This window comes from Streptomyces sp. MNU89, assembly GCF_020982505.1.
Taxonomy (GTDB): domain Bacteria; phylum Actinomycetota; class Actinomycetes; order Streptomycetales; family Streptomycetaceae; genus Streptomyces; species Streptomyces xinghaiensis.
In genome coordinates, this window is sequence record NZ_JAJKLL010000001.1 from 3,225,155 (window position 1) to 3,250,211 (window position 25,057).

At 72.4% G+C, this 25,057-nt stretch carries 19 protein-coding genes and 1 pseudogene; 8 read left to right on the plus strand and 12 right to left on the minus strand.

Annotation, left to right across the window (positions count from 1 at the left end; genetic code table 11):
- Positions 1–48: 48 nt before the first annotated feature.
- Positions 49–1,824, minus strand: a complete 1,776-nt coding sequence (gene lysS, locus E4N63_RS13830) for a lysine--tRNA ligase (protein ID WP_228429344.1) — start codon at positions 1,822–1,824, stop codon at positions 49–51.
- 263 nt (positions 1,825–2,087) lie between these two features.
- Here lysS and argS point away from each other — a divergent pair, with 263 nt between their 5' ends.
- From argS to E4N63_RS13850, 4 genes and pseudogenes are all read left to right on the plus strand, one after another.
- Positions 2,088–3,875: an arginine--tRNA ligase gene (gene argS, locus E4N63_RS13835; protein ID WP_230240807.1), complete on the plus strand. Its 1,788-nt coding sequence runs from the start codon at positions 2,088–2,090 to the stop codon at positions 3,873–3,875.
- A gap of 150 nt (positions 3,876–4,025) precedes the next feature.
- Positions 4,026–5,185, plus strand: a pseudogene (locus E4N63_RS31100) (Tn3 family transposase); the annotation flags it as partial.
- A 284-nt stretch (positions 5,186–5,469) separates the two neighbouring features.
- The gene (locus E4N63_RS13845) at positions 5,470–5,958 is read left to right on the plus strand and encodes a carbohydrate binding domain-containing protein (RefSeq protein WP_230240808.1); all 489 of its coding nucleotides are present in this window, start codon (positions 5,470–5,472) and stop codon (positions 5,956–5,958) included.
- A 526-nt stretch (positions 5,959–6,484) separates the two neighbouring features.
- Positions 6,485–7,546 (plus strand): aminotransferase class V-fold PLP-dependent enzyme, encoded by a 1,062-nt coding sequence (locus E4N63_RS13850; protein WP_268271364.1) that lies wholly within the window; start codon positions 6,485–6,487, stop codon positions 7,544–7,546.
- 74 nt (positions 7,547–7,620) lie between these two features.
- Here the strand turns inward: E4N63_RS13850 and E4N63_RS13855 are convergent, their stop codons facing one another.
- The 7 genes from E4N63_RS13855 to E4N63_RS13885 form a co-directional block, all read right to left on the minus strand.
- Entirely contained in the window at positions 7,621–9,753 is a 2,133-nt protein-coding gene (locus E4N63_RS13855) for an HNH endonuclease signature motif containing protein (RefSeq protein ID WP_230240810.1), read from the minus strand.
- Positions 9,754–10,609: 856 nt separating this feature from the next.
- On the minus strand, positions 10,610–11,317 hold the full coding sequence (locus tag E4N63_RS13860; RefSeq protein ID WP_230240811.1) for a LysE family translocator: 708 nt from the start codon (positions 11,315–11,317) through the stop codon (positions 10,610–10,612).
- A gap of 198 nt (positions 11,318–11,515) precedes the next feature.
- Positions 11,516–12,592, minus strand: a complete 1,077-nt coding sequence (gene hemB, locus E4N63_RS13865; RefSeq protein WP_230240812.1) for a porphobilinogen synthase — start codon at positions 12,590–12,592, stop codon at positions 11,516–11,518.
- Entirely contained in the window at positions 12,589–14,256 is a 1,668-nt protein-coding gene (locus tag E4N63_RS13870) for a bifunctional uroporphyrinogen-III C-methyltransferase/uroporphyrinogen-III synthase (protein ID WP_125625060.1), read from the minus strand. The genes hemB and E4N63_RS13870 overlap by 4 nt, the downstream gene beginning before the upstream one ends.
- Complete coding sequence (gene hemC, locus E4N63_RS13875) at positions 14,253–15,365, minus strand: hydroxymethylbilane synthase (RefSeq protein WP_228429349.1); 1,113 nt, start codon at positions 15,363–15,365, stop codon at positions 14,253–14,255. The genes E4N63_RS13870 and hemC overlap by 4 nt, the downstream gene beginning before the upstream one ends.
- Positions 15,362–16,762 (minus strand): glutamyl-tRNA reductase, encoded by a 1,401-nt coding sequence (locus E4N63_RS13880; RefSeq protein WP_125625062.1) that lies wholly within the window; start codon positions 16,760–16,762, stop codon positions 15,362–15,364. Before E4N63_RS13880 ends, hemC begins: the two co-directional genes overlap by 4 nt.
- Complete coding sequence (locus E4N63_RS13885; RefSeq protein WP_125625064.1) at positions 16,759–17,523, minus strand: redox-sensing transcriptional repressor Rex; 765 nt, start codon at positions 17,521–17,523, stop codon at positions 16,759–16,761. The genes E4N63_RS13880 and E4N63_RS13885 overlap by 4 nt, the downstream gene beginning before the upstream one ends.
- Before the next feature lie 412 nt (positions 17,524–17,935).
- Here E4N63_RS13885 and E4N63_RS13890 point away from each other — a divergent pair, with 412 nt between their 5' ends.
- The 4 genes from E4N63_RS13890 to E4N63_RS13905 all read left to right on the plus strand — a co-directional run bounded on the left by E4N63_RS13890 (position 17,936) and on the right by E4N63_RS13905 (position 21,834).
- The gene (locus tag E4N63_RS13890) at positions 17,936–18,211 is read left to right on the plus strand and encodes a glutaredoxin family protein (RefSeq protein WP_230240813.1); all 276 of its coding nucleotides are present in this window, start codon (positions 17,936–17,938) and stop codon (positions 18,209–18,211) included.
- 149 nt (positions 18,212–18,360) lie between these two features.
- On the plus strand, positions 18,361–19,299 hold the full coding sequence (locus tag E4N63_RS13895) for an HAD family phosphatase (protein ID WP_043473466.1): 939 nt from the start codon (positions 18,361–18,363) through the stop codon (positions 19,297–19,299).
- 293 nt (positions 19,300–19,592) lie between these two features.
- Positions 19,593–20,387, plus strand: a complete 795-nt coding sequence (locus E4N63_RS13900) for an ECF subfamily RNA polymerase sigma factor, BldN family (protein WP_019707974.1) — start codon at positions 19,593–19,595, stop codon at positions 20,385–20,387.
- Positions 20,388–20,622: 235 nt separating this feature from the next.
- Positions 20,623–21,834, plus strand: coding sequence for a DUF5667 domain-containing protein (locus tag E4N63_RS13905; RefSeq protein ID WP_230240814.1), 1,212 nt, complete (start codon positions 20,623–20,625; stop codon positions 21,832–21,834).
- A 339-nt stretch (positions 21,835–22,173) separates the two neighbouring features.
- On the opposite strand, the gene E4N63_RS13910 is transcribed toward E4N63_RS13905, so the two are convergent.
- The 4 genes from E4N63_RS13910 to E4N63_RS13925 all read right to left on the minus strand — a co-directional run bounded on the left by E4N63_RS13910 (position 22,174) and on the right by E4N63_RS13925 (position 25,019).
- Positions 22,174–23,133, minus strand: a complete 960-nt coding sequence (locus E4N63_RS13910) for a lysophospholipid acyltransferase family protein (RefSeq protein WP_374112762.1) — start codon at positions 23,131–23,133, stop codon at positions 22,174–22,176.
- Between the two features lie 148 nt (positions 23,134–23,281).
- Positions 23,282–24,388 carry an NAD-dependent epimerase/dehydratase family protein gene (locus E4N63_RS13915; RefSeq protein WP_230240815.1) on the minus strand — a complete coding sequence of 369 codons (1,107 nt, stop codon included), beginning with the start codon at positions 24,386–24,388 and terminating at the stop codon, positions 23,282–23,284.
- Positions 24,389–24,599: 211 nt separating this feature from the next.
- Entirely contained in the window at positions 24,600–24,698 is a 99-nt protein-coding gene (locus E4N63_RS13920; RefSeq protein ID WP_003948845.1) for a 30S ribosomal protein bS22, read from the minus strand.
- Between the two features lie 111 nt (positions 24,699–24,809).
- The gene (locus E4N63_RS13925) at positions 24,810–25,019 is read right to left on the minus strand and encodes a helix-turn-helix domain-containing protein (protein ID WP_019707698.1); all 210 of its coding nucleotides are present in this window, start codon (positions 25,017–25,019) and stop codon (positions 24,810–24,812) included.
- Between the last annotated feature and the right edge of the window lie 38 nt (positions 25,020–25,057).

The window sequence follows — 25,057 nt, forward strand, 5'->3', positions numbered from 1 at the left end:
ACGGCCCGAGCCGCACCACCGCGCCGCCGCGCGTCACCCCACAGCGCCCTACACCCCGGCCGCCAGCAGCTTCCGCACCCGGTCCGCGCCGACCGCCAGCAGCAGCGTCGGCAGCCGCGGCCCCGTGTCCCGGCCGACCAGCAGCTTGTACAGCAGGGCGAAGAACGACCGCTGCGCCGCCTTCAGCTCCGGCGTCGGCTTCGCGTCCGCCGGGAGGCCCGCCTGCAGCTTCGGCACCCCGTAGACCAGGGCCGTCAGCCCGTCGAGCGACCAGTGCTCGTCCAGTCCGTCCAGGAGCAGCCGCAGCGACTCCCGCTCCGTCTCCCCGAGCGAGGCCAGCAGCTCGGTGTCCGGCTCCTCCCGGACCCGGGTGCGCTGCTCGGCCGGCACCTGCGTCCGGATCCAGTTCTCGGCGCGGTCCAGCCGGGGCCGGGCCTCGTCCAGGGAGTTGATCGGGTTCTCCGGGTCGAGGTCGCGCAGGATGCGCAGGGTCTGCTCGCCGTGCCCCGTGGTGACGTCCACCACCGAGGCGAGCGTCCGGTACGGCAACGGGCGCGGCGTCCGCGGGAGTTCGCCGACGGCCGTGCGCGTGGCACGGCGGTACGCGGCGGCGTCCGCGGGCTGCGCCGAGCCGTCGGCGATCCTCCGCTCCAGGGCGTCCCACTCGTCGTAGAGCCGCTGGATCTCCTGGTCGAACGCGATCTTGAAGGACTGGTTCGGCTTCCGCCGCGCGTACAGCCAGCGCAGCAGCGGCGCCTCCATGATCTGCAGGGCGTCCTCGGGCGTCGGCACACCGCCCTTCGAACTCGACATCTTGGCCATGCCGCTGATGCCGACGAAGGCGTACATCGGCCCGATCGGCTGCTCGCCGCCGAAGATCTCCTTCACCAGCTGCCCGCCGACGACGTACGACGAGCCGGGCGAGGAGTGGTCCACCCCGGACGGCTCGAACACCACGCCCTCGTAGGCCCAGCGCATCGGCCAGTCGACCTTCCACACCAGCTTGCCGCGGTTGTGCTCGGAGAGCAGCACCGTCTCGGAGTGCCCGCACCGGCAGACGTACGTCAGCTCGGTGGTCTCGTCGTCGTACCCGGTGACGGTCGTGAAGTCCGTCCCGCAGACCGAGCAGTACGGCTTGTACGGGAAGTAGCCCGCACCGGCGCCCGAGCCGTCGTCCTCGGCCGCCGCGCCCGAGCCCTCGGCGGCGGCCTCCGCCGCGGCGGCCTCGGCCTCGTCGAGCTTCTTGCCCTTCTGCTGCCCGCCCGCTCCCGCCTTCTGCGCCCCCGGCTTCCCGGCCCCGCTCTTCTCCTTGGTGCGGTAGCGGTCCAGGACGGCGTCGATCCGCGCCCGCTCGCGCATGGCGAAGAGGATCTGGTCGCGGTACGCGCCGGAGGTGTACTGCAGCGTCTGGCTGATCGGGTGCACCTCGATGCCGAGCTGCTCCAGCGCCGCCACCATCGGCGCCTTGAAGTGCTCGGCCCAGTTGGCGTACTCGCTGCCGGGCGGCGCGGGCACGCTGGTCAGCGGCTTGCCGATGTGCTCCGACCAGGACGGGTCGATACCGGCCGGCACCTTGCGGAAGCGGTCGTAGTCGTCCCAGGAGAGGATGTGGACGCAGTCGTGTCCGCGCCGCTTGATCTCGTCCGCGACGAGGTGCGGGGTCATCACCTCGCGGAGATTGCCGAGGTGGATCGGGCCGGACGGGCTCAGCCCCGAGGCGCAGACGATCGGTTTGCCGGGGGCACGGCGCTCCGCCTCGGCGATGACCTCGTCCGCGAAACGGGAGACCCAGTCGGTCTCAGTGCTCTGAGCCACGATCGGCACGTCCTCTTCTTTCTTCGCTTTCCTGCGCTCGGAAGCCCGGCGGTGCGCCCGGCGGTGAGTCCGGCGGTGAGCCCGACGCCGCCATTCTCCCAGACCCGTTAATGCCCCGGGTGCCACGGGAGCGCCGTGGGATACTGGCGGCGAACGCCGCCGGTCCGCCCGGCACCGCGGCCCGGCAGCGCCGGAGCGGCACCGGGCTGCGCAGTCCGCCGAGCGGCCGCCACGGCCCCGCACCCCACCGCGAAAGAAGGCGCTAGCTCCTCATGGCCCCGGTCCCTTCCCTTTCCGCAACCGTCCACCAGCGTCTCGCCGAGGCCCTCGCCGCCGCCCTGCCGGAGGCCGGCGCCGCCGATCCGCTGCTGCGACGGAGCGACCGGGCGGATTTCCAGGCCAACGGCATGCTGGCGCTGGCCAAGAAGCTGGGCGGCAACCCACGGGAGCTGGCGGGGCAGGTCGTGGACCGCATCCCCACCGCGGACGACGCCGACCCGGACCCGGTCGTCCGGGCGATCGAGGTCTCCGGCCCCGGCTTCCTCAACATCACCGTCGCCGACTCGGCCATCACCTCCACGCTGGCCCTGCGCGCGGCGGACGACCGGCTGGGCGTGCCGTACGCGGAGCGCCCCGGCACCACGGTCATCGACTACTCCCAGCCCAACGTGGCCAAGGAGATGCACGTCGGCCACCTCCGCTCCACGGTGATCGGTGACGCCATCGTGCAGATCCTGGAGCACCGGGGCGAGACGGTGGTCCGCCGGCACCACATCGGCGACTGGGGCACCCAGTTCGGCATGCTCATCCAGTACCTGATCGAGCACCCGCACGAGCTGGACCACGCCTCCGACGCCGCGGACGCGACCGCCGAGGGCGAGGCCGCGATGTCCCGCCTCAACCGGCTCTACAAGGCGTCCCGCGCGCTGTTCGACTCCGACGAGGAGTTCAAGGACCGGGCCCGCCGCCGGGTGGTGGACCTCCAGGCGGGGGACGAGGAGACCCTGGCCCTCTGGCACAAGATCGTCGACGAGTCGAAGATCTACTTCCGCGGCGTCTACACCAAGCTCGACGTGGAGATCCGCGACGAGGACGTCGTCGGCGAAAGCGCCTACAACGACGATCTGCACGCGGTCTGCCGGGAGCTGGAGTCCTCCGGGGTCGCCGTCCGCTCCGAGGGCGCGCTGTGCGTCTTCTTCGACGACGTGAAGGGTCCCGACGGCAAGCCGGTGCCGCTGATCGTCCAGAAGTCCAACGGCGGCTTCGGCTACGCGGCCACCGACCTCGCCGCCATCCGCGACCGCGTCGGCAGCCTCAAGGCCGACACCCTGCTGTACGTCGTGGACGCCCGGCAGGCCCTTCACTTCAAAATGGTGTTCGAGACCGCCCGCCGCGCCGGCTGGCTGCCGGAGGGGGCCGCGCGGCAGCTCCCGTTCGGCACGGTCCTCGGCAAGGACGGCAAGCCGTTCAAGACCCGTGAGGGCGAGACCGTACGGCTGGTCGACCTGCTCGACGAGGCGGTGGACCGGGCCGCGGTGGTCGTCGCCGAGAAGGCCCCGGACCTGACGGCGGAGGAGATCTCCGAACGCGCCGCGCAGGTCGGCATCGGCGCGGTGAAGTACGCGGACCTCTCCACCTCGCTCACCCGCGACTACATCTTCGACCTGGACCGGATGGTGTCCCTGAACGGCGACACCAGCGTCTACCTGCAGTACGCCTACGCCCGCATCCAGTCCATCCTCCGCAAGGCCGGCACGGCCGTCCCGAAGGCCCGCCCCGAGCTGCCGCTGTCCCCGGCGGAGCGGGCGCTGGGGCTCCATCTGGACGAGTTCGCCGAGACGCTGGCGGCGGTCGCCGAGACGTACGAACCGCACAAGCTGGCCGCCTACCTCTACCAGCTGGCCTCCGCGTTCACCACGTTCTACGACCAGTGCCCGGTGCTGAAGAAGGACAACTCCCCGGAGCTGGTGGAGAACCGCCTCTTCTTCTGCGACCTCACCGCCCGCACCCTGCGGCAGGGCATGGCGCTGCTGGGCATCCGCACCCCCGAGCGGCTCTGACGGGACGGTCCGCCACCCGTCGCGGCTCCTGCGGGTCCGGCGGGCGGCACCCGGGCGGCGCGGCGGCCCGGGCGGCCACCGGACATCAGGATCCAACGGGCCCCCTCCACCGGCGACCGGCCGGCGGGCGGGGGCCCGCGGCGTTTCCGCACGGTGGACTGGAAGGCGTACACGTTCTGCGTGCTGGAGCAGCTGCACCGAATGCTGCGGAGCAAGCAGGTGTTCGCTCGGAACTCCTCCAAGTGGGGCGACCCGCGGGCGAAGCTGCTGGCCGGCGAGGCGTGGCAGCAGGCGAGGCCCACCGTACTCGCCTCCTTGAACCTGCCCGGGGAAGCGGGCGGGCACCTGGCGGCGCGGGCCGCGCTGTTGGACGGCACCTACCGGGAGGTTGCCGCCCGGGTCCCGGACAACGCGCAGATCGTCTTCGACGACGACGGCAGGTTGCACTTCGCCGCCCTGGAGCCGGAGCCCGAACCGGCCTCCCTGCTGGACCTGCGGGCGGCCGTCAACGCGATGCTGCCCCGGGCGGACCTGCCCGAGGTGCTGCTGGAGGTGTTCTCCTGGACCGGCGCCGACCAGGCGTTCACCTCGGTCACCGGCGGCGAGGCGAGACTGAAGGACCTGCACGTCAGGATCGCCGCGCTGCTGGTCGCCCACGGCTGCAACGTCGGCTACACCCCGGTCCTGGGCGGCGCGGACGCACTGAAGTACGGGCGGCTGTCCCACGTCGACCAGACATATCTGCGGCTGGCGGCCTACCGGGCCGCGAACGCCGCCCTCATCGGCCACCAGGCGTCCATCGGCCTCGCACAGAGCTGGGGCGGGGCCTGGTCGCCTCGGTCGACGGGATGCGGTTCGTCGTCCCAGTCCCCAGCGTGTACGCGCGGCCGAATCCGAAGTACTTCGGGCGCCGGGGCGGCGCGACGTGGCTGAACATGATCAACGGCCAGGCCGCGGGTCTCGGCGGGAAGGTCGTGGCTGGCATCCCGCGCGACTCCCTGTACGTGCTGGATGTCCTCTACGACCGCGACGGCGGCAAGCGCCCGGAGATGATCGTCACCGATACCCCGAGCTACAGCGACATCGTGTTCGGGCTGCTCACCCTAGCCGGGTTCGCCTACGCCCCGCAGCTCGCGGACCTGCCCGACCAGAAGATGTGGCGCATCGACCGCACCGCCGACTACGGCGCCTTCCAGGACGCCGCCCGCGGCCGGATCGACCTCGCCCGGATCGAACGGCGCTGGGAGGACATCCTGCGGATCATCGGCGCCATCCACACCGGCGCCGTCCGCGCCTACGACGTCATCCGGTCCGGATCATCGCCGCCGTTCACGGGACGAAGCGGCTGCCGGGGGCCGGTTCCTCAAACCCCGTCTCCTACACGGCCACCGGCGGCGGAGGCGACGGCACCCGCCACCGGCTGCGCTACGACCGTGCGACGGGCTACTGGACCGCTGAGTGGAACATCGGCGAGGAGAACCTCGACAACACCGTCACCGAGCTGCACGTCCGCGCCGTCCTCGCTGGACACCCGCCGCTGGAGGAGACCAGCCGCCTGGTCCTCGGCGAGAAGCCCCCACTGGCGCCCGGTGTCGTGGACGACTTCGAAGGCCACGCCGACGACCTGGCGCTCCGCTCCGAGTACAGCCCCTACGGCACCAACACCATCTCGCTCTCCCGGGACCCCAAGGGCTCCGGCGAGTACGCGCTGAGGTTCGACTACGACTTCGCCCACCAGACCTACACGGGCGTCGGCAAGCGCATCGAGGGCGACTGGTCGTCGTACGACACCTTCTCCCTCTGGCTGGAACCGGACGGCTCGAACCAGAAACTGGTGCTGCAACTCGTCGCGGGCGGCGTCGCGTACGAGGCGTACCCGTCGATGACGGGCACCGAGGCCGGTGTCGTCGACATCCCGTTCGCCGACTTCCGCCCCGCCCCCTGGGACACCGGGAACGCCGACCGGCGGATCACCCCGGAGGACCTCCGCAACCTCTCCCAGTTCAACCTCTTCATCAACCAGGCGGAGGGCGCCACCGGCACGGCCGGCAGCTTTCTCGTGGACGACCTGCGGGCCCACTAGAACGGGGCCGCGCCGGGGCCCCGCACGGCGGGGCATCGCGCGGGTGTGGCATCGCGCGGCACCGCGCGGCGGCCGCATCACCGTGCCGTGGACCTCGGGCCGTGGGCCGCGATCGGTGGGCCGGCAACGCGGTCCGCGCCGCGTCCCACCCGGCCGGAATCGTCCGCCACCGCCCGCCGCCGGATACACGCCCGGCGGCGGGCCTCCGCACCTCGGGAACCGGGTACGCGAGTGACATGCGCGGGCAAGTGCACGCGGGCAAACACCGCAGACGCCGGGCCCCGGGTTTGCGACGCACCCCGCCTGCCCGCACGACCGTGCGTACGCGGCCCGGAGTGGATCACGGCGGTACGCTCACCCCGGCAACCGATACCGCACCACCCGGCACAAAATCCCCGCACCGTCCCCACAGCCCCCAACCCCACCGAACGAAACGAGTGAGCGAGCCCCATGCCCCACCCTCCTCGACCTCGCACCGCTCCCCGCCGAGCACTTCGCCGCCATCGAACGGCAGGTCGCCTCCGTGATGGGCACCGACGCCGACGTGATCGTCATGCAGGGGGAGGCACTGCTGCCGTTGGAGGGCTGTATCCGCGGCGCGGCCCGCCCCGGCTCCACCGCGCTCAACGTCATCACGGGCCCGTACGGGCAGACGTTCGGCGGCTGGCTGCGCGACAGCGGCGCCACAGTCGTCGACATCGAGGTCCCGTACGACACCTCCGTCTCCGCCGAGACCGTCCGGAGGGCCCTCCAAGAGCACCCGGAGACCGAACTCGTGTCCCTGGTGCACGCGGAGGCCGCGACCGGCAACACCAACGCCGTCGCACCGGTCGGCGCGGTGGTCCGCGAACACGGCGCCCTCCTGATGCTCGACGCGGTGGCCTCCGTCGCCGCCGAGCCACTGCACACCGACGCCTGGGGTGTCGACCTGTGCGTGATCGGCGCGCAGAAAGCGATGGGCGGCCCCGCCGGTGTCTCGGCCGTGTCGGTGAGCGAGCGGGCCTGGGAGCGGATCCACGCCAACCCGGGCGCGCCGCGCCGCTCGTACCTCTCCCTCCTGGACTGGAAGGAGCGCTGGATCAACCCCGGCCGCATCGCCCTGCCGCACGCACCCGCGCAGTTGGAGATGCTGGCCCTGGAGGCGTGCGTCCGGCGCATCGAGGAGACCGGCGGGCTGGACGCGTCCATCGCCCGCCACCGCGCCACGGCCGCCGCTCTGCGCGCCGGTGTCGAGGCCCTGACCGACCAGAGCGCGGAGGGCCTGCGCCCGTACGTGACCGACGCCCGCGACGCCGCCCCGGTCGCCACGACCCTGCGCGCCCCCGATTCCCTCGACGCCCGCGAACTCGTCGCCGCCGCACTGGCCGTCGCCCCGTCCGGCTCCCCCGCCCCGCCACTGGCCGCGGGCGGCGGAGCCCTGGGCGGCGAGATGATCAGGGTCAACCACTACGGGCCCGACGCCACCCCGGGCACTGTCGTCCGCGTCCTCTCAGCGCTGGCCGAGGCCCTGAACGCGGCAGGCGTCCGCGCCGACTTGGACGCCGCCTCCACGGCGGCAGAGGCGGCCTGGTCGGGCCCGGAGGAGTAGCACCGGCGGGAGAAAGGCCGAGAGGCCGGAAGGCCGGAAGGACACGGCCGAGGTCGCCGACGGCATCCCCGACGTTACCCCCATACGCGGGGCAAGAACGCGGACGGTCGGCCCCGGCCTTCCCCGCCGACAACACCCAGGCCGCCTTCACGGCCCGCCCCGCCGCAAGCCGCTTCGACTGAGTCCCCGCAGAAGACAACGGAAGGCAACGGACTGTCCACACGCCATGGGAGGTTCGCCAGGTGGGCGGCACGGTGGCCGCGGGGGCGGGTGCTTCCGTGGCTGTCCGGTGCCGGGCTGGTTGGGGTTACGGCGCCGGGTGGGCGGCGCGATGGTGGTGGCGGGTGCGTTGCGGGCCGGCGGGTGATTCTCGGGTGGGGGTTACGGCATCCGTGTCGGGGGCGGCCCCGTGGTCGGTCGTCTATCCGGGACCGTGCGCGCCCGGGGTCGTTGGGAAAAGCGATGGCGTGGCTGGTGCCGGTGGGTGGTTGAGGGGGCACACGCGCGCCTGAGCTTCTCGGCTTTCCCGCCGTCGTGGCGGGCTGTCGGTGGTAACGGTCGTGGCGGGTGGTGGTGTGGCGGGCTCGGTTCTCTCTTTTGCCGGTAGCCGGTAGCCGGTAGCCGGTTACCGGTTGGTGGGTGCTGGAAGCCGATCGTGTGCGTCGATGCCGAGGTTGTGCGCTGTCGCTGGTGCCCGTCGGCGCCAAGGTGCGCGCCTGGTCAACGGCAGGTGTTGCCCACCCGGTGGTGGCCCGGGGTGGGTTCCGGGTGTTGGGCAGGGGTGGGCCCCTCCGCGTGGTGGCGGAGGGGCTGGTGCCGGTGGCCGGAGCCGCTCGGCGGCGGCCGGGGCCGGGGTTGGTGCTAGGGGTGTGGGGTGGGTTGGTGTAGGTGTGGCCGGTCGGTGCCGTCCAGCGGACCTCGCCGGTGTCGGGGTCGCGCTGCACCTGCCATTCGGTGCGGTGTTTCAACAGGTGGTGGCGTCGGCACAGCGGCATCAGATTGTCCGGCTCAGTCCTGCCGCCCGCTTGCGGGTCCTGGTGGTTGAACGGCTCGATGTGATCGAGGTCGCAGCGGTGGGCGGGCATCTGGCAGGAGGGGAAGGTGCAGGTCATGTCACGGGCGATGACGTGGCGTTGGGTTTCGGCGGTGGGCTTGTAGGTGGTGGGGTCGGTCTTGACCAGCAGCCCGGTGACGGGATGGGTGATCAAGCGCCGCCAGATCGTGCCCGGAGCGAAAGCCACCTCCCGTGCCTGCCCGGCACTGATCGACCCATAGCCCTTGAGCTGTGCGGGCTCCTCATCCACTCCGATCAACGTGTCCATCGACACCGTCACCTGCACCACCGCCGCCGACCGGCCGCCCCGGGTTGTGCCTCCGGCGGGGGTGTCCGTCCCGGTGGGGCGGTTGACAACCAGGTCATACAGGGCGTCCACCCGCTTCTGATTCAGGGTGCGCCCGTCCTCGGTGAACGTGGCAGCATGCGCGTCGACGGCCGCGTCCAGTTGGGCGGCCTGCGGGGTGGGGAGGAAGGCGGTCCAGGTGGCCATGCCGTCCTCGGTGGCCCGGTGCCAGATCGTCCGGTCCTCCCGCCGCCGGCGATGCCGCCGCTCCGCCCCCTGCGGATCAGCCTTCAGCACCGCACGGTTCAGCGCGCGCCGGGTCTGGCCGACGGACTGGGCGGGCATCTTGGGCACCACCAGGGCCTCCACCACCCCTGCGGCCTCGGGGTCGAGGGTGCCAGTCACCTCGGCCACCGCCTTCGCCTGCAGGTAGCAGATCTCCCCGCGCTCCAACAGGCCCACCGTGGTGGGAAACCGCCCCTCCAGGGCCGTGGCCACCGCCAGGCGGTCCGCGGCCGTGTTCCCCGACAGCTTCAACGCACAGGCCACATCCTCACAGGCGAAGTTCCAGTCATAATCCACCCAGCCGACCTCATTCGGCGTCGCATCCAAAGCATCCGCCTCGATATCGGCCAGCAGACCAACCTGCTGCGCCTGGATCCACGCCACATGCCGCTCCCAGGCCTTCAGGGCGTCGATCCGCCCAGTGGTGGAGAGCTGCCCGCGCTCCAGCAGAGCGAGCATCGCCGCCGTCTGCGGACCAGGGGTGGCCGACGCCAGATACGCGGCCCACTCATCCGCCGTCACCGGCTGTTCCGGCGGGCCAGTGGTTTCGGTCTCGTCGTGGTCGAGCAGCGTGGCCTGCATGATGTCCCCCCGTCCGGATTCGCACGTGAACTCCCGCCCTCACGGAGCGAGTTCGCACCTCTATTTTCCGTCACGGACGGTGATGAATCCAGGTCCAGAGCGCGGAACCACCCGAACGAGTGATCGAAAGCGGACCCGGGAACTCCACCCATGGCCCACACCAAACACCAACAACGCCACCCACGACCGCCACCACGACCGAGGGCCCGCCACGGCAGCGGCAGAGCCGAGGGACAGGGCACGCGCGCCCGGGCGGCGCCTCCTCAGCCGGGTGTCATCACCGTGAGCGACCGCCACCGGCCACAGCTCGCCCACCCGGAAGAGCCACCACCCAGACCCCAACCCCAGCGGCAGCCGACACCCCCACAGCAGCCACGACAGCCGGACACCACCGCCACCACCGACAGCCCGCCACGACGAACGGGAAAGCCGAACAACCCAGGCACGCGTGTGCCCCCGCAACCACCCACCGGCACCAGCCACGCCATCGCTTTTCCCAACGACCCCGGGCGCGCACGGCACCGGATAGACGACCGACCACCGGCCCACCCCAGCACGGATGCCGTAACCCCCACCCGAGAATCACCCGCCAGCCCGCGACGCACCCGCCACCACCAACGCGCCGCCCACCCGGCGCCGTAACCCCAACCAGCACGGCACCGGACAGCCCGCGACGCACCCGCCTCGACCACCCCGCCCCGCCGTCGGCTGCGGGCGGCGGTGCCCTGGACGGGGCAAGCCACCGACCGCCTGTACTCCCGAAACCCCGGGACTCCCGAAACCCCCGGGACTCCCGGAACCCTCGGGACTCCCGGAACCCTCGGGACTCCCGGAGGACGAATGCGAGCCCCCCGGGCTACTCCTTCCGGCCGGTCGCGGCGACGGTGACCCCAAGGCCGATCATCGCGAACCCGCCCGCTCCGCCGATCAGGGCTAGTCGCCTCGGCGAGCGGGCGAACCAGCTTCGCGCGGCGGCCGCGGCCAGCCCCCATACGCTGTCGCAGCTCACCGCGATGACATTGAAGACCAGTCCGAGCAGCATCATCTGGAGGGCGGCGTACCCCTGGCCGCGGTCGACGAACTGGGGCAGCACGGCGGCGAAGAACACGATGGTCTTGGGATTGGCCACGCCAACCGCGAACCCCTCCCACACCGTGCGCCGCAGACCACCGCGCCCCCGTTCCTGTCCCGGTTTCGGTCCCGGTCCCGGCCCCGGTCCCCCTCCCGGTCCGTCAACGGCGCCCGACGATGGCGACGCCTCGGCCCCATGGTGCGTTCCCCGCTGCCGCACCGCCCTGATGCCGAGGTACACCAGATACGCGGCACCCGCGAGCTTCAGCACCGTGAAGACCAGGACCGACCGTTCCACCACAGCCCCGACCCCGAGGGCCACGGCCACGACGAGAACGCAGGAGCCGAGCGTGTTGCCCGCGACCGTGGCCAGCGCGGCGCGGCGTCCCTGCGCCAGAGCCCGTCCGATCACGAAGAGCACGCTGGGGCCGGGGATCACGATCAGCAGGAGGGACATGGCCGCGAAGGCCATAAGCCGGTCGGTGGACACCATGCTGTTCACGCAACACGAGAACCGCTCGTGCGTCCATGCCCCTTTCCGCCGGTTCTCCGCCGGCGGATCCCCGTTCCGCCAGGCGGCCGGACCACCAGGCAGACAGGCAGACGTACAGACCTCCGGGCCCCGTCCCCACCCGGCGCACCGAGCGAGGACGGGGCCCGGAGGGTCCGTCACAGAGTCACAGAACCGTCGTCACTCCCCGGCCCCCGACCGCCCTGCTGTCACCGGCCGCCCCCGGCCCTCCCGACTCACTCCCCGGGCCAGCCGCTGCGCGGTCTCCACCGCCCAGTAGGTGAGGATCATGTTCGCCCCGGCGCGCTTCGCGCCCGTCAGGGTCTCCATGATGGTGCGGTCGCGCTCGATCCAGCCGTTGGCCGCCGCGGCCTCGATCATCGCGTACTCCCCCGACACCTGGTACGCCGCGACCGGCACGTCCACCGCGTCCGCGACCCGGCGCAGCACGTCCAGGTAGGGCAGGGCCGGTTTGACCATCACGATGTCGGCGCCCTCGGCCAGGTCCAGCGCCAGCTCGCGCAGCGACTCCCGTGCGTTGGCCGGGTCCTGCTGGTAGGTCTTCCGGTCGCCCTTCAGCGACGAGTCGACGGCCTCGCGGAACGGGCCGAAGAAGGCCGACGCGTACTTGGCCGTGTAGGCGAGGATCGAGACGTCCTGGTACCCGGCGCCGTCCAGCGCCTCCCGGACGACCTTCACCTGGCCGTCCATCATGCCGCTGGGGCCGACCACATGGACGCCGGCCTCGGCCTGCACGCGCGCCATCTCGGCGTAGCGCTCCAGCGTCGCGTCGTTGTCGACGCGGCCCGCCGCGTCCAGGACCCCGCAGTGCCCGTGGTCGGTGAACTCGTCGAGGCACAGGTCGGACATGACGACGAGGTCGTCGCCGACCTCGGCCCGCACATCGCGGATGGCGACCTGGAGGATGCCCTCCGGGTCGGTCCCCGCCGTGCCGCAGGCGTCCTTCTCCAGCGGCACCCCGAACAGCATGATCCCGCCGAGCCCCGCCCCGGCCGCCTCGGCGGCGGCCTTCCGCAGGCTGTCCCGGGTGTGCTGGACGACGCCCGGCATCGAGGACACCGGCACGGGCTCGCCGATCCCCTCCCGTACGAAGGCGGGGAGGATCAACTCGGCGGGGTGCAACCGGTGTTCGGCGACCATGCGGCGCATGGCCGGGCTGGTGCGGAGCCGGCGCGGCCGCACTCCCAGATGCTCCAGTCCGACGGTGTCCGCTCCCTGCTGGCGGTCGTTGCTCATGAAGTGGCGCGCCTCCTGCGCGATCCGGGCCTGCGCTCGCTCGGACGGGTGACGGGGTCGCCCGCCTCGATGGCGGCCGCCCGGCGCTTGGCGCCGAAGTCGGCGAGCGCCTCGGCGAGCCGGGTGACGGACGGCTCGGGCGACAGGACGTCGACCCGCAGGCCGTGCTCCTCCGCCGTCTTGGCGGTGGCCGGGCCGATGCAGGCGATGACGGTGACGTTGTGCGGCTTGCCGGCGATGCCGACGAGGTTCCGCACGGTGCTGGACGAGGTGAAGAGCACGGCGTCGAAGCCGCCGCTCTTGATGGCCTCCCGGGTCTCGGCCGGCGGCGGCGAGGCGCGCACGGTCCGGTAGGCCGTGACGTCGTCCACCTCCCAGCCCAGCTCGATCAGCCCGGCCACCAGGGTTTCGGTGGCGATGTCGGCGCGCGGAAGGAAGACGCGGTCGATCGGGTCGAACACCGGGTCGTACGGCGGCCAGTCCTCCAGGAGCCCGGCGGCCGACTGCTCGCCGCTCGGCACCAGGTCGGGCTTCACGCCGAACTCGACCAGCGACTTGGCGGTCTGCTCGCCCACCGCCGCGACCTTGATCCCGGCGAAGGCGCGGGCGTCGAGCCCGTACTCCTCGAACTTCTCCCGGACGGCCTTGACGGCGTTGACCGAGGTGAAGGCGATCCACTCGTAGCGACCGGTGACCAGGCCCTTGACCGCGCGCTCCATCTGCTGCGGGGTGCGCGGCGGTTCGACGGCGATGGTCGGCACCTCGCTGGGCACCGCGCCGTAGGAGCCGAGCTGGTCGGAGAGGGACGCGGCCTGCTCCTTGGTCCGCGGCACCAGGACCTTCCAGCCGAAGAGCGGCTTGGACTCGAACCAGGAGAGCTGGTCCCGCCGGTCGTCGCAGCTGTGTTCACCGACGACGGCTATGACCGGCTGCCCGCCGTCCGCCGAGGGCAGCACCTTGGCGGCCTTGAGCACCTGTCCGATGGTGCCGAGCGTGGCGGTCCAGGTGCGCTGGCGGGTGGTCGTGCCGGCGACGGTGACGGCCATCGGGGTGTCGGGCTTCCGCCCGCCCGAGACCAGTTCGGCGGCCGCGGCCGCGACGGTCTCCAGGGTGGTGGAGACGACAGCGGTGGCGTCGCTGGAGCCGACCTCGGTCCAACATCGCTCGGAGGCCGTGGCGGCGTCGACGAACCGGACGTCGGCGCCCCGGGCGGAGCGCAGCGGCACACCGGCGTAGGCGGGCACGCCCACGGCGGTCGCCACTCCGGGCACGACCTCGAAGACGATGCCCTCGGCGGCGCAGGCGAGCATCTCCTCGGCGGCGTCGCCGTCGAGGCCGGGGTCGCCGCAGAGCGCACGCACCACCCGCTTGCCGCTCCGCGCGGCCTCCATGACAAGATTGGCGGCACCCTCCAAGGCGTGTACCGCCGTGGAGTTTGATGTGCCGTCATGCGCCTGCAGCTGCGGGATGTCCACCCCTGCCCGCGTGTGGGTGACCACGACGTCGAGCACCTGCGGGTCGGCGACCAGCACGTCCGCGTGGGTGAGCGCCTCCACGGCGCGCAGCGTCAGCAGTCCCGGGTCTCCGGGCCCGGCACCGAGGAAGGTGACGTGACCGAGGGGCGGCTGGTGTGCGGAACGGAGATTTACGGCGGTGGGGCTCACAGTGCTCGCTCCCCCATAAGACCGGCCGCACCCTTGGCGAGCATCTCGGCGGCGAGTTCGCGGCCGAGAGCCGCGGCGTCGTCGAGCGACGAGGGTACGGGACCGGTGGTGGACAGTTGCACCAGCGTCGAGCCGTCGGTCGTGCCGACGACGCCGCGCAGGCGCAATTCGGTGACAGTCTGCCCGTCGGCCAACAGGTCGGCCAGCGCCCCGACGGGTGCGCTGCAGCCGGCCTCCAGGGCGGCGAGCAGGGAACGCTCGGCGGTCACGGCGGCCCGCGTGTGCGGGTCGTCGAGCTCGGCGAGCCGGGCCGCGAGGCCGGTGCCGTACACCTGGTGCACGGCGGCGCACTCGACGGCCAGCGCCCCCTGGCCGGGAGCGGGCAGGACGGCGTCGACGGGAAGCGTCTGCGTCGCCTCGCCGGCGCGGCCGACCCGGTTGAGGCCGGCGGTGGCGAGGACGACCGCGTCGAGCTCGCCGGAGCGCACGTAGCCGATGCGGGTGTCGACGTTGCCCCGGATCGGTACGGTCTCGACGGCGCCGCCGAGTGCGGCGGCCCAGGCGTTGAGCTGCGCCATGCGGCGCGGCGAGCCGGTGCCGACCTTCGGCGCGGGGCGGCCGTCGCGGCCGAGGGCGGCCAGTTCCTCGAAGGTGAGGCCGTCGCGCGCCACCAGGGCGTCGCGCGGGTCCTCGCGGACCGGTACGGCCGCCACGACGAGGTCCGCCGGCTGTGTGGTCGGCAGGTCCTTCAGGGAGTGGACCGCCAGGTCGATGTCGCCGGCGAGCAGCGCGTCGCGCAGGGCGGAGACGAAGACGCCGGTGCCGCCGATCTGCGCGAGGTGCTCACGGGAGACGTCGCCGTAGGTGGTGATCTCGACCAGCTCGACGGGGCGGCCGGTGAGGCCGCTGACGGCGTCCGCCACCATGCCGGACTGGGCCATGGCGAGCTTGCTGCGCCGGGTGCCGAGCCGGAGCGGTCCGCTGCCCGCGAGGGCCCCGGAGTCGGTGACGGTGCCGGCGGCGGTGGTGCCCGTCGTGCTTGTCGTGGTCGTGCTGTTCGTGATCCTGCTGGTGGTGCCGGTGGTGCTCATGGTGCCCTTGTCGGTCATGCCCGCTCCCGTTCGGAGTCGCCGCTGTCGGCCCGGCTGACGGCGGCGACCGCCTTGGGGTCGAGGTCGAAGAGTTCACGCAGCGCGTCCGCGTACCCGGCGCCGCCGGGCTCGCCCGCGAGCTGCTTGACCCGCACGGTGGGCGCGTGCAGGAGCTTGTCGACGACACGGCGCACGGTCTGGGTGATCTCGGCGCGCTCCTTGTCGTCCAGGCCGGGGAGACGGCCGTTGAGCCGGGCCATCTCGCTCCGGACCACGTCGGCGGCCATGGTGCGCAGGGCCACCACGGTGGGGGTGATGTGGGCGGCCCGCTGCGCGGCGCCGAAGGCCGCGACCTCCTCGGACACGATGGTCCGCACCCGGTCGACGTCGGCCGCCATCGGCGCGTCGGCGGAGGCCTCGGCGAGGGTCTCGATGTCCACGAGCCGTACGCCCCGGACGCGGTGCGCGGCGGGGTCGATGTCGCGGGGCATCGCCAGGTCCAGCAGCCGCAGCCCGGGGCCGGCCGCCGGTGAGGGGGGCCCGGTCCTGGCGGCGAGGGCGTCCTGGAGGTCGTCGGCGGTCAGGACGAGTCCGGTGGCGCCGGTGCAGGAGACGACGACGTCGGCCAGCGCCAGCTCACCGGGGAGGCTCTCCATCGGGACGGCACGCGCGGCCGGCCCGGCGGCGGTCCCGGCCGCGGCGGCCGTCCGCTGCTCGGCCAGTCCGGCCGCGAGCCGCTCGGCCCGCTCCAGGGTGCGGTTGGCCACCGCGATCTCGCGGACGCCCGCGCGCGCGAGGGTCGCCGCCGCGAGGGACGACATCGAGCCGGCGCCGATGACCAGCGCCCGCTTGCCCGCCGCCCAGTCGGTGACCTGCGCGGCCCCCTCGGCGGTGGCGAGCTCCGCCAGCCCGAAGGTGACCAGCGACTGGCCGGCCCGGTCGATCCCGGTCTCGCTGTGGGCCCGCTTGCCGACCCGCAGGGCCTGCTGGAAGAGGTCGTTGAGCAGCCGCCCGGCGGTGTGCAGCTCCTGCCCGAGGGCGAGCGCGTCCTTGATCTGGCCGAGGATCTGCCCCTCGCCGACGACCATCGAGTCCAGTCCGCAGGCCACCGAGAAGAGGTGGTGGACGGCCCGGTCCTCGTAGTGGACGTAGAGATACGGGGTCAGCTCGTCCAGTTCGACACCGCTGTGCACGGCGAGCTGGGTGGACAGCTCGGCGACCCCGGCGTGGAACTTGTCCACGTCGGCGTAGAGCTCGATGCGGTTGCAGGTGGAGAGCACCGCGGCCTCCGCGGCCGGCTCGGCGGCGAGCGCGTCCTGGAGCAGCTTGCCGCGCGCCTCGGGGGCGAGGGCGGCCCGCTCCAGCACGCTGACCGGCGCGCTGCGGTGGCTCAGACCGACGACCAGGAGACTCATGCCGGCATCACGGCGGGGACGTCCCCGTCCGGGCCCTTTCCTCCGGTGGTGCCGCCGCGGACGGCGGGGGCCGGGCGCGCGGGGGCGGCCAGGGCCTCCTCACCGGCCTTCCGCTGCTCGTGGAAGGCGAGGATCTGCAGCTCTATGGAGAGGTCGACCTTGCGCACGTCCACCCCGTCCGGAACGGAGAGGACGGTGGGCGCGAAGTTGAGGATCGAGGTGACCCCGGCCGCGACGAGCCGGTCGCAGACCTGCTGGGCGGCGCCGGCGGGGGTCGCGATGACGCCGATCGAGACGCCGTTGTCCTCGATGATCGCCTCGAGTTCGTCGGTGTGCTTCACCGGCAGGCCGGCCACGGGCTTGCCCGCCATGGACGGATCGGCGTCGATGAGCGCGGCGACCCGGAAACCGCGGGAGGCGAAACCGCCGTAGTTGGCGAGCGCGGCACCGAGGTTACCGATACCGACGATCACTACCGGCCAGTCCTGGGTCAGGCCGAGCTCGCGGGAGATCTGGTAGACGAGGTACTCGACGTCGTAGCCCACGCCCCGGGTGCCGTAGGAACCGAGGTACGAGAAGTCCTTGCGGAGCTTCGCGGAGTTGACCCCGGCCGCGGCCGCGAGTTCCTCTGATGAGACGGTGGGAACCGAACGCTCGGACAGAGCGGTCAGAGCGCGCAGATACAGCGGTAGCCGGGCGACGGTGGCCTCGGGAATCCCTCGGCTTCGGGTCGCCGGTCGGTGCGTTCGGCCAGTTGCCACGGTGCTCCTGCGGGTAGAGCGAGGCTGTGGGCGGCCTCGTCTCCACGGACCGCCCCGTCTTTTGCAGGCTATGTCTTTGTGAACGTGTGCACAAAGATGGTGTCCGTTTTGTCCTTGCAAAGTGACCGGGCTCACGCGATGGAATCGCGCCACCGGGGAACCGGGCACGGCCTTCACCGCACCACCACATCGCGCCACCCACGGGGGCACCGGCCCACCCTTCCTCGTCACTCCACCCCCGAGCGCACCGGAACGGGCCCCGATGCTAGTGGAGTACCTGGCCGGTTCCCACCCGTCGTACGGCCCCAGATGCCCGGCCCAGCAGCCGGAACGCGGCGGGACGGCACCCGGGCCGGAAGCCGGCGGGCCACCTCCCCGCGCGGCGCCGCGCCCGCCCGGCACAATGCACTGCATGAGCCCATTGCCGCGCCGTTCCCACCGCGACCCCGCCGACCGCGTCGTCACCCTGATCGGCAAGCCCGGCTGCCATCTGTGCGACGACGCCCGCGACGTGATCAGCGCCGTCTGCGGGGAGCTCGGGGCCACCTGGGAGGAGAAGGACATCACCCGGGACGAGGAGCTGTACCGCATGTACTGGGAGCAGATCCCGGTGGTGCTCGTGGACGGGGCCCAGCACGACTTCTGGCGGGTCAACCCGGACCGCCTGCGGAAGGCCCTGCGCGGCTGAGGAAACCCGGGCTCCGGGGCCCCGCGCCGGCCCCCGGGGGGACACACCCGGAGCACTCCCGGGCCGGGTCACATCCGCGCCGGCGGTTGTTCACGCGCCGCAATTCTCCCGTCTCCATGAGGGCATGATCAGTGACTATGCTCGGCTCCATGGCCTCTCTGGGATGGCTCCCCCACCGCAAGCGCTCCGCCACGGCCCGCAGCGTGCTGGCCGGCGAGGCGGCGGCCGAGGCCGCGCGCAAGACGTCCCTGGCACCCGGGGTCGCCGAGGCCGCGCCGGAGGCGGCGAAGGCCGAACCGGAGTTCCCCGTCGTCGGCGACGTCCGCGCGGCGGCGTTCTTCGACCTGGACAACACCGTCATGCAGGGCGCGGCCCTGTTCCACTTCGGCCGCGGCCTCTACAAGCGGGAGTTCTTCAGCAAGCGCGAACTCGCCCGGTTCGCCTGGCAGCAGACCTGGTTCCGGCTGGCCGGCGTCGAGGATCCGGCCCATATGGAGGACGCCCGAGACAGTGCGCTGTCCATCGTCCGCGGCCACCACGTCTCCGAGCTCATGGAGATGGGCGAGGAGATCTACGACGAGTACATGGCCGACCGGATCTGGCCCGGCACCCGGGCGCTGGCCCAGGCCCATCTCGACGCGGGCCAGAAGGTGTGGCTGGTCACGGCCGCCCCGGTGGAGGCCGCGACGATCATCGCCCGCAGGCTCGGCCTCACCGGCGCGCTGGGCACGGTCGCCGAGTCCGTCGACGGCGTCTACACCGGCCGGCTGGTGGGCGAGCCGCTGCACGGCCCCGCCAAGGCGGAGGCCGTACGGGCCCTGGCGCTGGCCGAGTATCTGGACCTGACGCGCTGCGCCGCGTACAGCGACTCGCACAACGACATCCCGATGCTGTCGATCGTCGGGTATCCGTACGCGATCAATCCGGACACCAAACTGAAGCGGCACGCCCGGGAGCACGACTGGCGGCTGCGCGACTACCGCACCGCGCGCAAGGCCGCCAAGGTCGGCATCCCCGCGGCCGCCGGTGTGGGGGCGCTGGCGGGCGGGGCCGCGGCGGCCGCCGCCCTGCACCGCCGGCGGCGGTGACGGAGCCGCGCCCGTCCGCGCCGGGCCCGGACCGGAATCCGCGCATCGCCACATCCCGCACCGGAATCGGACAGAAGGTGCACTGAAACAGTCGCACCACGGGCCTCGTTCGATATTCAATCGATCAGCATTCCATAACGCACGGGAACTAATCGGCGATTTGAGCAACTCGGCGTAGCACCGCCTACACGAAGCGTTATTCTCCTCAGACGCAATACCGGTTCCCACGATCCCCTGCACCGGGTGAACGGTTCCGCACTGCACGTGATGGAAGCTCTGCCTCTGGGAGTCCCGTGTACCCACATGTCGGGGTTGACGCCTCGGGCCTGGCCACACTCCGCGCCGCGGTCCTCGACCAGCTGCGCGACCTCGTCCCCTCCGCCTGCGCCGCGCCGGCCCTCGCCGTCCCCGCCTTCGCCCTGCCGTCCATCGCGGCCGGTGTCCCCGCCGCCGTCAACAGAAGGGTCCCGCTCACCTCCGGCGCCGCGGGTGCCGGAGGCGGCCGCACCTCCACGGCCCGCCGGCCCGCGGCCGACGGCGACAGCCGCCGCATGATGGACCTGGTCGAGCGGGCCCAGGACGGGGAGGCCGAGGCCTTCGGCCGCCTCTACGACCAGTACGCCGACACCGTGTACCGCTACATCTACTACCGCGTCGGCAGCCGGGCCAACGCCGAGGACCTCACCAGCGAGACGTTCCTGCGGGCGCTGCGCCGCATCTCCACCTTCACCTGGCAGGGCCGGGACTTCGGCGCCTGGCTGGTGACCATCGCCCGCAACCTCGTCGCCGACCACTTCAAGTCCAGCCGCTTCCGCCTGGAGATCACCACCGGCGAGATGCTCGACGCGAACGAGGTCGAGCGCAGCCCGGAGGACTCCGTCCTGGAGTCCCTCTCCAACGCCACGCTGCTGGACGCCGTCCGCCGGCTCAACCCCCAGCAGCAGGAGTGCGTGACCCTCCGCTTCCTCCAGGGCATGTCGGTCGCGGAGACGGCGCGGGCGATGGGCAAGAACGAGGGCGCCATCAAGACCCTGCAGTACCGGGCGGTCCGCACCCTGGCACGCCTGCTGCCCGAAGACACCCGCTGACCGGGCCGGCCGCCCCCGTCGGCTCCGCCGGACGGCGCACTGTGCGCCCCCCGGCGTGGAACGGCCGCCGTTCCCGCGTAACCCCATGGTGGAGCCGCTCGTTGTGCGGAATGCAGACTCCCAGCGGTTGCGCCATGCTTGCTACACGTCACTCTTTCGAGTGGTCGTGCTCAAGTCCGGCAACCGCCTCCACCGGCCCGGGAGTCGCAGCTGACGAGGAGAGGAGGTGCCGCCTGTGATCGGATCCGTATCGGCGCACCGGCGGGCGAACGCCTTCGCCGAGGCCCTGGACGAGCAGCGGCCCGAACCGCCGGCGGACGACCCCGAGCTGGGGAGACTGCTGGCCCTGGCCACCGGGCTCGGTGAACTGCCGGAACCCCGGCTGGACCCGGAGGTCAGAACGGTCCAACGGGCCCGGCTGGTCGCCGCCATGGAAGCCATGCTCGCCGACGGCGCCGAGGGCTCCGGGAGCGGGGAGGGCGAGGCCGCACGCGCGTCCGTGCCCGGCCAGCGCGCCGGCGCGCACGCCCGCCGCCGCAAGAGACTCAGCAGGCTGCGCCCACGCTCGCGCTGGTCCAAGGGGCTCGCGGCCGGCGGGCTGACGGTGGGGGTCGCCGCCGGGGCGTTCGGCGGCGTGGCCGCCGCCAGCTCCGAGGCGCTGCCCGGCGATTCGCTCTACGGCCTCAAGCGCGGCATGGAGGACCTGAAGCGCGGCATGGCCGACGACGACCGCGAGACGGGCAAGCTCTACCTCGACCAGGCCTCCACCCGGTTGCGCGAGGCCGCCCGGCTGATGGAGCGCGGCCGCGCGGGAGAGCTGGACGAGGAGTCGCTCGGCGAGCTCCGTCGCGCCCTGACGGGCATGCGGCACGACGCCGCCGAGGGCCACCGCCTGCTCAGCTCCGTCTACGAGCGGAACGGCTCCCTGGCCCCCATCGAGGCGCTCGACTCCTTCACCCGCACGCACGGCGAGGGCTGGCGTTCACTCAGCAACCGGCTGCCGCACCAGCTCGTCGACGTGCGCGACGGCGTGACGGCCGTCATGGAGGCCATAGAGCGGGAGTTGGGCCCCCTGATGTCCCTGCTCCCCGACCCTCCGGACCCCGGCGGGCCCGATCCCCGGGACTCCTCCGGCCGCTCCTCCTTCCCGGCCGGTCCGGAGAGCGGGGCCCCGGAATCGGCATCGCCCCGCACCGGCCCCTCCGTGAGTGCCACGGGCGGAAGCGAGCCCCTGCCCTCCGGCTCCGGCTCGGGCTCCGGCGAACAGGAGGAGGACGGGCTCATCGGCGGTACGGGCGATCTGCTCGACCCGCCCGAGACCAGCGCGCCGTCCGACCCCTCCGACGAGGGCGGGGTGAGCACCCCGGAGGAACCGGACATCACCATCCCGCCCCTCTTCCCGGGCCTGCTCACGGAATTCGGCTTCGACGAGAATCCCCCGGGCTAAGGGTTGTCCCGTAATCCGCGGTGGGGCAGCGCGCGGCGTCGGATGCGGTGCATCGCAAGGCGGAGGGGCGTCCGCATGCTGGATGTGTGCGGACGTTCCGACAACGCGGCGTGGGGGCACAGGCTGGGGGAGTGCCGTAGCCGGCGTCGGGCGCCCGCCGGGGATTACGGGACAACCCTTGGCGTCTTCCGTTCGGATCAGGCCGGCCCCGCGAGCGCCGGGGCTTGATCCACACGAGGCCCCAGCGGCTTCCCGTGATCGGCACCGCCATGCCGCCCCCGGTCCTCTCCCGGCAACGCGCCGGGAGGGGACCGGGGTGTGCCGGGCGGGGCGATACAGCTAGAAGAAGACCGAGCGGCGCTCGACCAGCAGCTTGTACAGGGTGTGCTGGATGGTCTCCCGCACCTGGTCGGTGAGGTTGAACATCAGCATCGGGTCCTCGACGGCCTCCGGTGCATAGCCGTCCGTCGGAATCGGCTCGCCGAACTGGATGGTCCACTTCGTCGGCAGCGGCACGGCTCCCAGTGGGCCGAGCCAGGGGAAGGTCGGCGTGATCGGGAAGTACGGCAGCCCCAGCAGCCGGGCGACCGTGCGGGCGTTGCCGACCATCGGATAGATCTCCTCCGCGCCGACGATCGAGCACGGCACGATCGGCGCGCCGGCCCGCAGCGCCGTGGAGACGAAGCCGCCCCGCCCGAACCGCTGGAGCTTGTAGCGCTCGGAGAACGGCTTGCCGATGCCCTTGAAGCCCTCGGGCATCACCCCGACCACCTCGCCGCGCTCCAGCAGCCGTTCGGCGTCCTCGGCGCAGGCGAGGGTATGACCGGCCTTGCGCGCCAGTTCGTTGACGACCGGCAGCATGAACACCAGATCGGCCGCGAGCAGCCGCAGATTGCGGCCCGCCGGGTGGTTGTCGTGGACCGCCACCTGCAGCATCAGCCCGTCCAGCGGCAGCGTCCCGGAGTGGTTGCAGACGACCAGCGCCCCGCCCTCGTCGGGGATGTTCTCGATGCCCCGCACCTCGACCCGGAAGTACTTCTCGTACACCGGCCGCAGCGCGGACATCAGGACGTGCTCGGTGAGGTCCGCGTCGTAGCCGAACTCGTCCACCTCGTACTCGCCGGTGACTCGGCGGCGGAGGAAGGCCAGGCCGTGCGCGAGGCGCCGCTCCCAGCCCTCCGGTCCGTGCCCCTGCGGCGGCGCCTCCGGCGGGCCCGCGGCGCCGCCGGACCCGTCTCCGCTCCCGTCCGGAACGGCGCTCAGCGGCGGCTCACCCGGCTCCGGGCCGCCGGGCCCCACGGAGCCGCACCGCCCGCCCCGGTGGCCCCGCCCGTGTCGGTGCTCCGTCTCCGCCCGGTACGGCGTCGTGCCGAACGGTCACCCGACCCTCGGGGCCGGTCCTCACCGAACGGGATGACCTTGGCGTCCGCCATGCTGGCTGCGCTCCTCAGGTGGCGTGGGATCGATGGTGGCCGTCACCGCCCGCGGCGTCCGCCGGCTGGTCCAGCAGCGCCTCGGCGAGACGGTCGACGGTGTGGGCGAGCCGCTCCGGGGGCAGCAGGCCGGGCCGCCGGCTGCGCGCGAAGTCGGCGAACGTCTCGGCCGTCGTGTACGCGGGCTCGAACCCCAGGGTCTGCCGCATCTCGGCGGTCCGGACGACCCGGCCGTGCGTGAGCAGCCGGACCTGCTCGGGCGAGAAGTCCGTCATGCCGACGACGCGCAGGGCCGAGCGGACCCAGGCGAGGGCCGGCAGCAGCAGCGGCAGGGTCGGCTTGCCCAGTCTGCGGGCGGTCTGGGACAGCAGCAGCACGCCGTCCCCCGCGATGTTGAAGGTGCCGCTGTTGAGGGTCCCGCGCCGGGGCTCGGAGGACGCGATGCGCAGCACCTCCATCACGTCGTCCTCGTGGACGAACTGGAGCCGCGGGTCGTATCCCAGGACCGTCGGCAGCACCGGGAGGGAGAAGTACTCGGCGAGGGGGGTGTCGGCGTACGGCCCGAGGATGTTGGCGAAGCGCAGGACGCACACCGCCACATCGGGGCGCCGCCGGGCGAAGCCCCGGACATAGCCCTCGACCTCGACGGTGTCCTTGGCGAAGCCTCCGCTGGGCAGCGACTTGGGCGGGGTGGACTCGTCGAAGACGGCCGGATCGCGCGGCGCCGAACCGTACACATTGGTACTGGACTTCACCACGAGCCGCTGCACGGACGGCGCCTTCTGGCAGGCGCCGAGCAGCTGCATCGTGCCGATGACGTTGGTCTCCTTGAGCGTCGCCCGGCCCCGGGGCGCCTTGGCGGAGCCGACGCCGAAGGTCGGGGCCGGCGTGCCGGTGACGTCCAGATGGACGACGGTGTCGACGGCATACTCGGCGAGCACCCGCGCGATGGTGGGCTGCCGGATGTCGGCCTGGATGAACTCGGCTCCGCCGAGGTGGCGTTCGGGCGGCACGGAGTCCACGGCGATCACCCGGGCGACATCGGGCTCCCGCTGGACGCGCCGTACGAACCGGCCCGCGAGTTGCCGGCCGGCACCCGTGACGAGCACGACTTTGCCCAATATCCGCGCCTTCCTTCCGAGCTCCGGTCACGCTGCGACGGTTCTTTCCGTCACCGTATCCCGTGGTTGTTGCCCTGTGATGACCCCCGGCGCGGGAAGCGGCCATTTCCGGGAACGGCAGCGTTTTCCGGGAACGGCAGCGCGCGGAACAGCAGAACCGCCCTCCCGCCGTGGGCGGAAGGGCGGCTGACGTCCTGCTGTCGCCTGTGTCCTACTTCTTGTTGCGACGCTGGACGCGGGTGCGCTTGAGCAGCTTGCGGTGCTTCTTCTTGGCCATCCGCTTGCGCCGCTTCTTGATAACAGAGCCCACGACTACCCTCGCTTACTTCGCATCACTCGGTGCGGGGCGTCCGAGCCCACACTACCTACGTCGGCCCAGCCTACCCGCCGCCGCGTGATGGACGTAATCCGAGGGGCGCCGTCAGGCGGTCTCCACCCCCACATAGGACTCGCGGAGGTATTCGTGGACCGCCTGTTCCGGGACGCGGAAGGACCTCCCCACCCGGATGGCAGGCAGATGACCGCTGTGCACCAAGCGGTACACGGTCATCTTCGACACTCGCATCACCGCGGCGACTTCCGCCACGGTCAGGAACACGACCTCGTTGAGAGGCCTTTCGCCACCAGCCATAGAGACACCTGAACCTTCCGCACCTGACGGCCACCGGC